Source organism: Rhodococcus sp. NCIMB 12038 (genome assembly GCF_002165735.1).
Classification (GTDB): Bacteria; Actinomycetota; Actinomycetes; order Mycobacteriales; family Mycobacteriaceae; genus Rhodococcus_F.
Genome location: NZ_NHML01000015.1, coordinates 141120 through 155181, shown reverse-complemented (window position 1 = coordinate 155181; position 14062 = coordinate 141120). Strand labels below are relative to the sequence as shown.

The following is a 14062-nucleotide window of genomic DNA, read 5'->3' as shown; positions in this document are numbered from 1 at the left end:
CCCCCGCCAGCAGTGCGTCCCAGTACACCATGCCGGGCGCACCCGCGACACCGGAAACCTGCGCCCGTCAGGCCTCGTCGGAGGTTTCCGCGTAGCAGTCCCGCACCGCCACATCCATCGGAAACCGCACCCGTGTCTCGCCGAACAGCAACCGGGTGGCTACGTCGACCGCACCCAGAACGTGCCGCGTCGCCGACTCCGGGTCCCGGGTGTGGACCATCACCTCGTCGTGCTGGAAGAAGACCAGTTCGCTGTCCGGTTCGTCGGCCAGGCGGCGCCGCAGATCGGCGAGCACGCACAGCGCCCACTCGGATGCCGTGGCCTGCACCACGAAGTTTCGGGTGAACCGGCCGCGGGAACGCGCATCGCCGTGGGACCAGAAGTCGGGGGACGGCGGTGGGCAGGCGCGGCCGAGCCACGAGTGCACGACCTCGCCGCGTTCACCGGCGCGGGCCGCCCGCTCGACGTATTCGACGGCGACGGGAAAGCGGGTGCGCAGCAGCGTGAGCAGGGAACGCGCCTCGCCGGCGGTGGCGCCGTACAGCACACCGAGGATCGCGACCTTGGCCTTGCCGCGGTCGCCGTCGAACGTCTCCGCCGCGACCGGTGCGTACAAGTCGTCGGCGCCCGCGGCGGCGACCATCCGGGCGTCACCCGACATGGCGGCCAGGATGCGCGGTTCGAGTTGGCCGGCGTCGGCGATGACGAACGTGTGACCCGGGTCGGCGATCACGCTCGAGCGCAGCGGTTTCGGAATCTGCAGTGCGCCGCCGCCGCGGCTCGCCCAGCGGCCCGACACCACGCCGCCGGGAACGTAGACGGGGCGGAACCGGTCGTCGCGGACCCAGCTCTCCATCCATTGCCAGCCGTTCGTGCTGAACAGTTTGGACAGATCCCGATGGTGCAGCAGCAGCGGGACGGCAGGGTGATCGACGTCGCGCAGCAGGTGTTTGCGGGTCGACGCGAGTTCGATGCCCTCCCGGCGAAAGGCGTCGACGACCTCGACGTGGGACGCCGGGTTGATACGACGGCCGAACGCCGCCCCGATCTCCACGGTGACGTCCTGGATGCGCTGCGGCAGGTCGTACCCGGCGGGCCGGGGCCCGAGCGTCGTCTCGAGGAACGCGCGGTGGGCGGCGGTGGAGAACGGCAGACCGTCGAAACTCATCTCCGCGGCGGCCAGCGCTCCCGCGGACTCGGCGGCCACCAGCAGGTCGAGTTTCGCGTCGTCACCGATCGTCTTCCGCTGTTCCGCGAAGTCGGCGACCACCTGCGCCGGATCCGTGGCGGGTGCGGTGTCGAAGAGGCCGGGGCGTTCGTCGACGGGTTCGTCGGCGGGCGGCGCGGGAACACCGTCGCGCATGCTGAGGACGGCGTGGGTGAGCGCGAGGTCGTGGCAGCGCCGCACCCGCACCCCGGCCCGCAGCAGCGCCGGATAGGCGGCGGCGGTACTCGTCCACACCCAGCGGGGGTGTTCGGCTGCTTCGATGTCGCGGACCGCGGCCACGGCGTCGGAGTGCCGACGCGGCGACTCGACCGGAACTCCCGCGGGATCGGTGCGAACGGTCGTCGCGCCACCCTCGGCGCCGGGAACCATGACCACTCTCACGGGCCCAGTCTGCTCTGCGCCACCGACAGGCGATAATCCGCCGCCGGACGGGGGTGAATCCGCAGGTCGGCACTACACTGAACGCAGACGCTTCTCGCCGGAAGGAGGGGCATCCGATGGCAACCATCGAAGAGTTCGAGCAGACGGTGACCGACAAGGTGATCGCCGGACTGCACGACCGATTCGCCGACTACGAGCGCCGCGGAGTCGGACTCGCCGAACTCGGCGACCCCGATCGGTTCGTCGAGCGGATCCTGGCGGCGGTGCCCGCCCCGCATCCCTGGTACGAACAGTTCGGCACGGCCTGGTCGTCCGCGCCCGCGTGACTCACGCCCCGGCCGCGTCCACCGGTGCGGGTTCGGTCTGTGCCTTGTGACGGCGGTGCAGGCCCTTGCGGTCGTAGAACCGGGTGATGACCGCACCGAAGACGAGGCCGATCAGCAGGCCGGCGAGGGTCATCCACACGGCGTGGATGAGGCCGGCGTCGCCTGACGCGCCGAAGAACATGATGGCGCGCACCCCGATGTAGATCTGGTGCATCGGCTCGAACTCACCGAGCCAGCTGTACAGCCGCGGCGCCGCCTCGAGCGGGATCGTGCCCCCGGACGAGGGGAGCGCCAGGACGACGAAGACCATCAGGTTGATGAGCAGGCCCAGGTTCCCGAACGCGGCCATCACCGACATCGCCGTGATCCCGACGGCGGCGATCGCGAACGCGCCGTACTCCCACAGCGCGAGCGGATCGGTGATCGGCAGCCCGAGGGCGGAGCTGATCCACAGGTACAACCCCGACACGATCATCGCCAGCGCCACCATCACCGCCCACTTGATCAGCAGGGTGTTGAACCGGGAGATCGGGACCGCCTCGTTGTGCAGGTACAGCGGCCCGACCTCGGTCGGGGTGAATCCGAGCATGCCGTCGATCAGCGTGCTCGCGATGGTCGCACCGGTGAATCCGGCCAGGACGATCAGCAGCGCGTAGTAGAACGCAGCCAGCCCGAAACCGGTGCCGTCCGGCAGCGGGTTGTGCGCCACGACCCGCACGTCGATGGGGTCGTCGAGCACGAGCCGGCTGGCCCCCGACAACTGGAGGTCGGGGGCTGTCGCCTGGAGTTGCTGCGTGACCTGGGTGGTGAGCTGCTCGCCCATTGTCTGGTTGGCCTTGTCCATCGCCATCTCACCGATGTTCTGGACGAGGTTCGCGCTGATCGTGCCGGCGCGGGGGTTCGTGTAGATGGTGATCACGGGTCGCTCGACGTCCCCGGGGATCACGCTCGCCTGGGCGAGGATGAAGGTGCGTTTCGTGAAGTCGCTCGGGATGACGATGGCGCCGTAGATTTCCCCGTTGTCCAGTGCGGACTGGGCCTGTGCGATCCCGATCTGCCGCAGTTCGATCTTGTTCGGGTCGACGCCCTCGCGGAGGCCCGCGGTGATCTGGCTGCCGAAGTTCTGCTGCTGCGGCGGATCGGAGTTGGGCAGGGTGTCGCCCTCGTCCTGGTTGACGAGGGCGATGGGGAAGTGGTTGAGGTGCTTGGGGGGATTGAGCATGCCGCCCATGTAGAGCGCGGCGAGCAGGGACATGACGACGGAGACGAGGAGCACGGGAGCTATCCAGAACCGTGGTGTCCGCAGCACGCTCATCTTGCCGGTATCGCTGGTTTCGTGTGCCATGGCCCCTCGCGTCCTCCCGTGTCCGTGCCGACCCTGAGATCGACCAGCCCGGTCAAGCGTAGGCGGTGAGGCGGGAATTTCAGGGCCGAGTGGACGACCGGGCCGGTCGGGTCATCGCGCGGCGGTGACCTCGAACCAGGCGTCGAGCGTCGGCTCCCCGACGAGGTCGACGAGATCGACCTGGACGCCGTCCGCCCGCCAGCGTTCGACCAGCGCCATCACGCGCACGGAGTCCATTCCCTCGTCGAGGAGGTTCGCGTCGTCGTCGATCTCGGCTACGGGGACGTCGAGGACGTCGGCGACGTCGGCGCGGATTCGGTCGCGGGTCGGAACTGTGCTGGGTGCGGAACTCACTGTCATCCTCCGGTGCGTCGGCCGGACGCGGCGCGTTGAGCCGGTTCGGTCACATGGGGTAGGTTGCTGGGTTAGTGAAGCCTAAGCATAGTTGCTCTCCGCGCGAACGGCGAACCGGAGAGCTGTTGCAACCGAATGTGAATGGATGACAATGGCTGGATTATCGCGATACGCAATCGACTTGACGCCTCTCCGGACGAGTCGCGAGTTCCGATACATCTTCATCGCCCGCACGATCTCCATCTTCGGTCTGGGTCTGCTGCTGGTGGCCGTGCCACTGCAGGTGTACGACATGACGAATTCCACACTGGCAGTGGGCGCGGCGAGCATCGTCGTCGGCTCCTCGGTGTTCGTCGGCACCCTGTTCGGCGGCGTGATCGCCGACCGGTACGACCGCAGGCCGGTCATCTCGCTCGCCCGGGCCGCCGCGGGTGTGGCGTTCGCGATCCTCGCGGTCAACGCGTTCCTCCCCACACCCCAGTTGTGGATCATCTACCTGTGCGGCGTGATCGAGGGCCTCGCAGGCGGCATCTCCGCAACCGCACTCATGGCGGTGATCCCGTCGCTGCTGCCCAATGACAAGATGGCCGCCGCCGGCGCCCTGATGACGGTGATGGCCGATCTCGGCACTGTCGCGTCGCCCGCCATCGGCGGTGTGATCATCGCTGCGACGTCCGTGGGCACCAACTACGTTCTCGCCGCGGTGTCCTCGGGGATCACCGCGTACTGCATCGCCAGGCTGCCGTCGCTGCCGCCGCCGGTCAAGAACACCGAGAGTCCGCTGCGGTCGATCGCCAGCGGTTTCACATACGCCGCCAAGGACTCCGTGGTCGGCGGGACGCTGCTCGTCGGCTTCTGCGCGATGATGCTGACCGGCTGGAACGTGCTGCTGCCCGCCTACGCGAGTCAGGTGCTGCACGCCGGACCGGCGGCCACCGGACTGCTCTACAGCGCTCCCGCCGTCGGCGCCCTCACCGGGTCGCTGACGAGCGGCTGGACGGGTACCGCTCGGCGCGGTGGCCTGATCGTGTTCCTCGCGGCCATGATCGCGTCGGCCGGGCTGATCGGCGTCGGCGCGGTCCCGATGATCGCGGTCACGTTCCTCGGTCTCGCCGCACACGGCTTCGGGCGTGTGCTCGGCGACATCCTCCGATATGCGGTCATTCAGACGGAGACCCCCGAGGAATACCGCGGACGCGTCGCCGGTGTGTGGGGCGCCCAGATCTCCACCGGCTCGGCTGCCGGAGCGCTCGTCGCGGGCGCCGTCGGCGCCGCGGTGGGACCGCGGGAGGCGTTCCTCCTCTACGGAGCCGGTGGCATCGTGGTGCTGGCGGTTCTCGCGGTGGCGTTGAGGGGACTGCGCACCTACAGCAGTGCCGCTGCCGAAGAGGACGACCTCTCGGCAGCGGCACAGTGACGCTGTCAGGTGGGAACTAGCTGGCCTGAGCGTTGTTCGCGGCCTGCGACAACTGCGGGAGCAGCTTGTCCAGCAGCCACGGCACGCTGAGCACGTTCGGCGAGCTCGACGCGAACACCAGCGGCGGATCGGTCAGACCCACGTAGGCGTTGTCGCGCACGGCCTTCACGCCGGCGAACAGCGGGTTCGACTGGACCTCGTTCTGCAGTTCGGGCGAGAGGTACCAGGCGAGCAGCACATCCGGGTTGTACGTCGGCAGCAGTTCCATGCTGACCGGAGCGGCGAACTTGGTCTGGTCACTGCTCTCCCGCAACTTCTGGGCGAGCGGGTCGACCGTGAAACCGAGGCTTGCCAGCATCTTCAGGCGAGGATCGGTGTCGAAGTAGAAGTTGTACGACCCCGGCTCGGTGCCGCTGCCGAAGGCCACCGTCTTGCCGGCGAACTCGGGGTGCTGCGACTTCGCCTGCGTGAGCGTGTCCTGCGTCTGCGTCACCAGCGCCTCGGCCTGTGCCGACCGGCCGAGAGCCTTACCGACCGTGGTGATCTGGTCTTCCCAGCTGGTCGCCCAGCGACGCTCCGGGTACGCCACGGTGGGGGCGATCGCCGACAGCTTGTCGAACTGCTCCTGGTTCACACCGGAGTGCACGGCCAGGATCACGTCGGGGGCGAGTGCCGCGATCTGCTCGTACGGCATCTCCTTGCTCGACGCCGTCAGCAACGCGGGTTCCGCGTTCGGGTCGAGCTCTTCGAGCTTCGCGCGCGACCACGGCAGCAGGCCGTCGTCGGTTCCGGTGTCCGACTTCATGTTCTGCACGGCCACGGGCACGACGCCGAGCGACAGTGCCGCGTCCTCGCTGCCCCAGCCGATCGTGACGACCCGTTCCGGTGCCTCCGGGATCTCGGCGGTGCCGAGCGCCGACGGAATCGAGACGGGGAAGGCCGACGCGTCGGCCTGTCCGGTGGCGGATCCCGCCGTGTCGGTCGAGTCGGACGTCGACTCGCTGCAGGCACCCGCGAACAGCGCGGTTGCCGCCATCATCACGATTCCGGCTCTACTCCAGTATCTTCCGGACGTTCTCATCGATCTCCCTGTTCTTTGTTGATGGGGTTCATGGGCGAGCCGAACGAGGCGAGCGCCTCGTTCACGACGGAGCCGACTTCGCCGATCCAACGCGGCTGAGTCATGTCCTTGTGCTCGCAGTCGAGGTCGTGGTTGACGATGGTCCCGGTCAGGTAGGGCCGCCACAAGTCGTACGTCGCCGCGGTCGCAGGATTCCTGGCCGCGGTGAAGAAGAGCATGTCGGAGTCCACGACGATCTGTGAGGGTTCGGATTCGAGACGCACGGCGTTCGCGAAGTTGTCGATCATCGCGGCCGGTGTGTGCTCGTTGATCCCGGCGAGGGCACTGCCCTCGCCGCGCAGGATGTCGATCACCTGCTGCCGGTCGAGTCCGTCCGCGAGAAGCGGTTCGGGGTCGTAGCCGACCATGTACAGCAGTGCGGCGAGCGCGTCCTGCTCCGTCGGCATCGACGCCCATGCATCAGACGGGAAGGAGTCGAGCATGACGAGCATGCCGAGTTCCTCGCCCTGGTTCTGCAGCGCGCCCGCGATGGCATGCGCGACGACGCCGCCCAGCGACCATCCGAGGAGGTGGTACGGGCCCGTCGGCTGCACGGTCCGCATGTGCTCGATGTATTCGGCGGCCATGTCCTCGAGCGTTTCCGGCGGCCGCTTGGACGTCGACAGGTTGGACGCCTGCACGCCGTACAGCGGGTAGTCGTCGTCGATGTGCCGCAGCAGACCCGAGTAGCCCCAGCTGATTCCACCGGCGGGGTGGAAGCAGAACACCGGCGGCCGGGAGCCCTCGGTGCGGAACGGAAGCAGCACGGCCAGCGCGTCGGCGTCGTGATCGTCGTCGAGGCGCCCCGCCAGCTGGGCCACGGTCGGCGCCGCGAACAGGGACGCCACCGTCGCGGTGACGGACAGGCGGGAGGAGATCGCGCTCATCAGTCCGGCCGCCATCAGCGAGTGGCCACCGAGGTCGAAGAAGCTGTCGTCGATGCCGACCCGCTCGATACCGAGGGTCTCTGCGAACAACTGGCACAGCACCTCTTCGCGGGCCGTGCGCGGCCCCCGCTCGGACACCTGCAGGGACAGGTGCGGAACGGGGAGCGACGACTGGTCCAGCTTGCCGTTGGGGAGGGTCGGGAACTCGTCGACGGCGATGAACGCGGCCGGGATCATGTAGTCCGGCAACCGGCTGGCGGCGCGGCGGTGCAGCTGGTCGGGGTCGATCCGGCCGCCCGGCACCGACGTGGCGTACGCGACCAGCCGCTGATCGCCCGGCCGGTCCTCGCGGACCACGACGACGATGTGCTCGACGTCCGGGTCACCGGACAGCACGGCCTCGATCTCGTTGAGTTCGATGCGGAACCCGCGCACCTTGACCTGTGAGTCGGCGCGGCCGGTGAAGTAGATCTGACAATCGCGGCCCCACCACACCACGTCCGACGTCCGGTACATCCGACTGCCCGGCGCCGCGAACGGGTCGGCGACGAACCGCTCCGCCGTCTTGGGGCTCTGGTTGCGGTATCCCCGGGTGACGCTGTCGCCCGCGAGATACAGCTCGCCGGATACGCCCGGGGGCACCGGCCGCAGCGCGTGGTCCAGGACGTACGCGTGCTTGCCCGGGTCGACGACGCCGATGGGGACGGGACCTTCGTGCCCCGGTTCGACGAGGGCCAGGGTGGCGTTGACCGTGCACTCGGTGGGCCCGTACGCGTTGAACAGCCGGCGGCCGGGTGCGTACCGCTCGATCAGCTGCGGAGTGAGCTTCTCGGCGCCGAGCATCAGGTCGACGCCGTCGGGGATGGGGTGTTCCGGCGGGAACGCGGCGGCGAAAGACGGTGGCACACCGACGAAGTTCACGTCGTGTTCGGTGATGACCCGGGCGAGCGGCTCACCGGGGATGCGGTCGGCGTCCGTCGCGACCACCAGCGTTCCCCCCGACAGCACTCCCCACATGATCTGCCAGAACGCGAGGTCGAAGCTGATGGACGAGAAGTGCAGCGCCCGCGTGCGGTGGTCCATGCCGATCACGTCGGACTGCAGTGACAGCAGGTCCGCGATGCCGAGGTGGGGGACGACGACGCCCTTGGGGACTCCCGTCGAACCGGACGTGTAGATGAGGTACGCGGCGTCGTCGAGTTGCAGCGGCCTGCTGCGGTCGGCGTCCGTGGGGGTGCTGACCGGCTGGGTGCCCAGCAGCGACTGCAGGTCCGGATCGTCCAGGTCGAGAATGGGCACGCCGGTGCCGAGCGGGCTGCGGTCGGGCACCCCGACGGACGAGGTGAGGATCGCGACCGGGGCGCCGTCGGCGAGCATGTGCGCGATCCGGTCGGCCGGGTACGTGGGGTCGACGGGAAGATATGCGGCACCGCTCTTCAGCACGGCGAGAACACTGATGATCAGCTCGGCGGACCGGTCGAGGGCGATCGCGACCACGTCGCCGGGGCCTGCGCCCCGCGAGATCAGCAGGTGCGCAATCCGGTTCGCGCGTTCGTCCAGCTGCCGGTAGGTCAGCGAAACGGCGGGCCGCACGCTCGATCCGACGGCGAGGGCCTCGGAGTCGGGGGTTCGGGCCACCTGCTCCGAGAAGTACTCGTCGAACGTGCGGGCCGGGATGGAGTGCTCCGAGTGGGACCACTCGCCGAGCACCCGATCCCGCTCCTGCGGGGTCAGGATGTCGAGCAGACCGATCCGCTGCTCGTGATTCGCGACGAGTCGCTCGATCACCACGGCGAGGCGGTCGGCGAGGGATTCGACCGTTGCGGTGTCGAAGAGTTCGGTGGAGTACTCGAACGTGACGTCGACGCCGCCGCTGTCCGGCCGTTCCTGGAAGCGCAGCGCCAGATCGAATTTCGCGGACGTCGCGTCGAGCATCCGCACGGACGCGGTCGTCCCGTCGAACCGCTCCGTCGTGCCGTCCTCCTTCCAATGCGAGAGCATCACCTGGAACAGCGGGTGGCGCGCCGACGACCGTGGGGGATTGACGAGTTCCACGATGCGGTTGAACGGCACGTCGGCGTGGTCGACGGCGTCGAGGTCGACGGCCCGGACCCGGTCCAGCAGCTGGTCGAAGGTCGGGTCGCCCGAGACGTCGGTCCGCAGGACCACCGTGTTGATGAAGCAGCCCACCATGGCGTCGAGGTCGGGGTGACTGCGACCGGCGACGGGCACACCGAGGGCGATGTCCTCTCCGGCGCCGAGCCTTTCGAGGAGCACGGCCACCGCGGCGTGGACGATCATGAAGAAGCTCGCGCGCCGCTCGGTGGCCAGCGCATCGACAGCCGCGTGCAGCGACGGTGACAGCGTGCGGTGGACGCTCGCGCCGCGATTGGTGGGCAGGGCCGGCCGCGGGCGGTCGGTGCGCCAGCCCAGTTCTAGCGGCAGGCCGGCGAGTTGCTCACGCCAGTAGTCGAGCTGGCCGGTCAGCAACGGGGTCGCGTCGTCCGGTCCCGCGCCGATTCGTTCGCGCTGCCACACGGCGACGTCCGGGTACTGCAACGGCAGCGGCGTGAACGCCGGTGCCCGCCCGGCGCGGCGCGCGTTGTACGCGAACGCGAGATCGTCCAGCAGCTTCGACTGCGACCATTCGTCGCCGATGATGTGGTGCATCAACAGGACCAGCGTGTGCTGCGGTTCGTACAGCACGGCCCGCAGCGGCGGCTGCTCGGTGAGTCCGAGGCCCACCGTCGTCATCGCCGAGATGTGCCCCTCGATGTTGCCGACGTTGTCGACACGCTCGAGCCGGACCTTCGCGTCCCCGGCGGGAAGCACCACCTGGTGGGGCACCGCGTCGACGAGGGGGAACACGGTCCGCAACGACTGGTGCCGGGTCACGACGTCCGCGAGAGCCGCGGACAGGGCGCCGGGTTCGAGGCCGTCCCCGAAATCGACGGCCAGCGCCAGCAGGTACGTCCCGCCGCCGGCCGCGCTGTCGAGGAACCACAGGCGTTCCTGCGCGGGGGACAACGGCACCGGCGTGCCCTCGGGGAGGTCCCGCGGGGACGGCCCGCTCGCCTGCACCCGCTCGCCGGCGTCCTCGAGTTGCGCGGCCACCGCGGCCACGGTGGGATTTTCGAAGACCGTTGCGACCCGCAGCGGCACACCGAGTTCCGCGGTGATCGCCGACACGAGGGCGGCGGCGAGGAGGGAGTTCCCGCCCAGCGCGAAGAAGTCGTCGTGGACGCCGACCTGCTCGGCGCCGAGGATCGAGGTGAACAGCGGGAGGATCCGGGCCTCGGTGCCGGTGCGGGGTGTGTCGCCGGACCGTCCGAGCCACCGGGGGGCGGGCAGCGCGTTCTTGTCGACCTTGCCGTTGTGGGTCAACGGCAACCGGTCGAGCATCACCAGCGCGGACGGCGTCATGTATCCGGGGAGCGAGCGGACGAGGTGCGCTCGCACGTCCTCCTCGACCGCGTCGGGCGTGCTGCCCGGACGGGGAACGACGTACCCGACGATCCGCTGGTCGCCGCCGGCCTGCTCATGCACCGTCGCGACCGCCGCCTGCACGTCGGGAACCGCGGTCATCGCGGCGGTGATCTCGCCGAGTTCGACACGGTAACCGCGCAATTGGATCTGGTCGTCGATCCGGCCGTGATAGTGGAGGGTGCCGGTCGCGTCGTAGCGGGCGAGGTCACCGGTCCGGTACATGCGCGCCCCGGTCGAGGCGAACGGGTCGGCGACGAAGCGCGCCGACGTCAGGTCGGGACGCCCGAGGTAGCCGGGGGACAGTCCGGGCCCGGAGACGTAGATCTCGCCGGTGACGCCGGGCGGCACCGGGCGCAGTCCCGGCCCGAGAACGTACGTGCACAGGTCGCCGAGCGGCACCCCGATGTCCACGACGTCGGGGGCGGTGACCTTCGTCGCGGTGACGTGGACGGTGGTCTCGGTGATGCCGTACATGTTGACCAGGGCGGTCCCCGAATCCGGACCCGAGGCGGCGAACCAGGCGCGCAGGACGGCCGGATCGAGGGCCTCACCGCCGAATACGACGTACCGCAGTCGCAGCCGGTCGAACGAGTCCGCGCGAACGAGAGCGTCGGCGAGATGCCCGAACGCGGACGGCGTCTGGTTCAGGACGGTGACACCCTCGTCGACGAGAACGGCGGCGAGGTCGGCCGGCGACGTGAGGGTGGTCTCGTCGACCGTGACGAGGCGGCCACCGTGCAGCAGCGCACCCCAGATCTCCCACACTGAGAAATCGAACGCATACGAGTGCAGCAGCGGCCAGCAGTCGTCCTCGGTGAACGTGAACCATTCCCGGGACACGTCGAACAGGCGCATCACGTTGCGGTGCGGAATCGGAACGCCCTTGGGCGCACCCGTGGATCCGGACGTGTAGATGATGTACGCGATGTCGTCGGCGCGCACCGGGTTTTCGAGGTCCCCGGCGCCGGACTGCGGCGCGCCCTCCTCGACGCGGGGGAGGTCGCCGAGCAGATCGGCGGATCCGATGCCCAGGGTCGGCTGCGCATCTCGCAGGATGAACCGGGCACGCTCGGCCGGGGAGGACGGATCGATCGGCAGGTAGGTCGCGCCGCTGCGGAGAATCGCGAGGACGGCGACGATCAGATCGGTGCCGCGGGGGAGGCTGACGGCCACGACCGTGCCGCGTCCGGCACCCGCCGACCTCAGCTGACGGGCAAGGGCGGCACTGCGATCCGAGAGTTCCCGGTACGTCAGTTCGTTCACCGCGACGCGGTCCGCGTGGATGCGCACCTGCGCGAGGAAGGCGGAGACGAGGCTGTCGGGAAGTGCCGCTGCGGCCGCGCGCCGGTCGAGCCCGGCCGCCGACCGCCACAGGTGCAGCTCGTCCGGGGCGCAGACGTCCACGACTGTGACGGGTTCCGTTGCGACGGAGACGGTCCGGAGGTAGTGCGCGAAGCGGTGTGCATGGTTCCGGATCTCGACGTCCGTGTAGACCTCGGGGTTTCCGGCCCATTCGAGCGTGAGTTCGTCGCCGGCGCCCGAGACGGAGATCACCACGTCCTCCACCGGACCGGTGGCCAGTTGGTGCACCGACCCGGAGGTGGGACCGAAAGCGATTCTGGCGGCGAACGGTTTGACGTTCACCACCGCACCGCCGGTGACGCGGCTCCCGGCGTCCCGGACGCGCTGGAACGGGCGGGTGTCGGACAGTGCTGCCGCCACCCGGTCGATCACGTCGGCGATCGTCGGCCGTGCGTCGAGGGGAATGCGGAGCGGCACGATGTTCGTGGCCGTCACGGGCGACGCCAGCTCGATTCCGTTGCGGGCGAGCACCGGAACCCGGAGCGTCACCTCCTCGGCTCCCGTGCAGGCGCCCAGGTACGCGGCGGCGGCCGCGTACACCGCTTCGGCCCAGGTGGTCGCCTGCGCGGTGGCCGCGGCGCGCAGGCTCTGCGCGACCTCGGGGTCGATCGGGATCGTGCACCGATGGGGACCGGGGGCCGGCCGGCGCACCGTGTCACTGAATCCGACCGGACGCGACGCGGCAGGCGGCGCGCTGTCGGGGGCCGCGGCGTCGAACTCGTATGCCGCCCGGACGTGCTCGCGCAGCGGCGGGAACTTGGCCGGTCGGGGTTCGGTGCCGGCAAGCCGGGCCGCGTACAGCGCCGCCACACGGCGCGTGAGCAGCGAGTACCCGTAGGCGTCCAGCAACGCGTGCGGGGCGCGGAGGTACCAGATCGCACCGAATTCGGCCGTGATGAGTGCCGTGCGCACGAGGGGATCGGTGTCGAAGTCGAGTGGCCGGCGCACGTCCTCGCGCATCCATTCGAGGGCCGCGGCCCTGTCGAGATCGAGGCACTCGAGTTCGGGTGCGTGATATCGATCGTGCACCTGGACCACATCGGCCGAATCAGCGTCGGGGCCGGCAGCGAAGCGGATCGAGAGGACGTCGGCCTCCTCGGTCACCGTGCGTATCGCCGCGGCGAGCGCGTCGAGGTCGACTGGAGCCGCGACCTCCACGTATTCGGCTGTCGTGAACGCCGACCGGGTCGGGTCCAGATGGTGCCCGGCCCACAGTTCGCGCTGGGCGGCGGTCAAGCTGACGCCGGTGTCCGCCCCGGTCTGCAGGGTGGACGGCGACGATATCGAAAGGGACATCTGACAGGCGCTCCTGATGCTTTCGGCTTTCGGCATTCGGGCTTGGGGCTTTCGGGCGTTCAGCTACTCAGCGTGTCAGGTTAGCCTAACCACATAAGCTGTGGTGATCCGACTGCCGCGGCTCAGCCGACTTCGAGCGGGGACAGCGCGGAGACCAGCGCATCCGTGGTGGTCACCGAACCGCAGCGCTTCGCCGCGTACGTGAGAGCCATGAGGTGCTCGTCTCGGCTGAAATCCGCAGTCGCGTCGGAGACCAGGAACGGCTGGACGTCCGACATGAACGCCTCGGCGGCGCTCAGCATGCAGCCCATGTGCGTGTAGACGCCCGTCACGATCAGCTGGTCGCGGCCGTGGTGGCCGAGCAACTGCCGGAGGTCGGTGCGCTGGAAGGCCGAATACCGCCATTTGGTCACCTGGATGTCGCCGTCGCGGGGGGCGAGCGGCTCGACCACCTGGGTGTCGCGACCCGACGTCAGTCCCGGGCCCCAGAAGTCGGCGAGGATGCCACGACGCGACGGGTGCTGGTCGCCCGGCTGCATCGTGTAGATCACGGGAATCCCGGCTTCCGAGCACAGTTCGCGAATCCGGACCATGTTCGCCATCGCAGTCGACATCGGCTCCGCGCGCACGTCGTACGCGTCGATGAAGTAGTTCTGCATGTCGTGGACCAGCAGTGCGGAGCGCCGGGGGTCGAGGCGCCAGGACACCTTCGATTCGGGGACCTCGTGGATCTCCGGAATCGTGTAGGTCGAAATGGGTGGGATGGCCATATGGTTCCTCACTGTCGGTTCTGTCGACTTCTGGGCGTGTGCCGCGCGAATCTCGGTGAACGACAGCGCTCCGCCCCACCGCTCGCGCGT

The 14062-nt window shown here is 69.3% G+C and carries 8 protein-coding genes; 2 read left to right on the top strand and 6 right to left on the bottom strand.

What is annotated here, in order from left to right; genetic code table 11:
• Window positions 1-67: 67 nt before the first annotated feature.
• Window positions 68-1609: a bifunctional 3'-5' exonuclease/DNA polymerase gene (locus tag CA951_RS23580; protein ID WP_087559120.1), complete on the bottom strand. Its 1542-nt coding sequence runs from the start codon at window positions 1607-1609 to the stop codon at window positions 68-70.
• 116 nt (window positions 1610-1725) lie between these two features.
• Between CA951_RS23580 and CA951_RS23575 the strand changes: the two genes are divergently transcribed.
• Window positions 1726-1935 (top strand): hypothetical protein, encoded by a 210-nt coding sequence (locus CA951_RS23575; RefSeq protein ID WP_061697828.1) that lies wholly within the window; start codon window positions 1726-1728, stop codon window positions 1933-1935.
• 1 nt (window position 1936) lies between these two features.
• On the opposite strand, the gene CA951_RS23570 is transcribed toward CA951_RS23575, so the two are convergent.
• Together CA951_RS23570 and CA951_RS23565 are read right to left on the bottom strand one after the other, a co-directional pair.
• Window positions 1937-3280 (bottom strand): YhgE/Pip domain-containing protein, encoded by a 1344-nt coding sequence (locus CA951_RS23570; RefSeq protein WP_087559119.1) that lies wholly within the window; start codon window positions 3278-3280, stop codon window positions 1937-1939.
• 111 nt (window positions 3281-3391) lie between these two features.
• On the bottom strand, window positions 3392-3640 hold the full coding sequence (locus CA951_RS23565; RefSeq protein ID WP_087559118.1) for a phosphopantetheine-binding protein: 249 nt from the start codon (window positions 3638-3640) through the stop codon (window positions 3392-3394).
• A gap of 145 nt (window positions 3641-3785) precedes the next feature.
• Between CA951_RS23565 and entS the strand changes: the two genes are divergently transcribed.
• Complete coding sequence (gene entS, locus CA951_RS23560; protein WP_087559117.1) at window positions 3786-5051, top strand: enterobactin transporter EntS; 1266 nt, start codon at window positions 3786-3788, stop codon at window positions 5049-5051.
• A 16-nt stretch (window positions 5052-5067) separates the two neighbouring features.
• Here entS and CA951_RS23555 read toward each other — a convergent pair whose 3' ends face one another.
• The 3 genes from CA951_RS23555 to CA951_RS23545 form a co-directional block, all read right to left on the bottom strand.
• Complete coding sequence (locus tag CA951_RS23555) at window positions 5068-6132, bottom strand: iron-siderophore ABC transporter substrate-binding protein (protein WP_087559116.1); 1065 nt, start codon at window positions 6130-6132, stop codon at window positions 5068-5070.
• On the bottom strand, window positions 6129-13202 hold the full coding sequence (locus CA951_RS23550; RefSeq protein ID WP_087559115.1) for a non-ribosomal peptide synthetase: 7074 nt from the start codon (window positions 13200-13202) through the stop codon (window positions 6129-6131). Before CA951_RS23550 ends, CA951_RS23555 begins: the two co-directional genes overlap by 4 nt.
• Before the next feature lie 122 nt (window positions 13203-13324).
• On the bottom strand, window positions 13325-13972 hold the full coding sequence (locus CA951_RS23545; RefSeq protein WP_087559114.1) for an isochorismatase family protein: 648 nt from the start codon (window positions 13970-13972) through the stop codon (window positions 13325-13327).
• Window positions 13973-14062 lie beyond the last annotated feature (90 nt).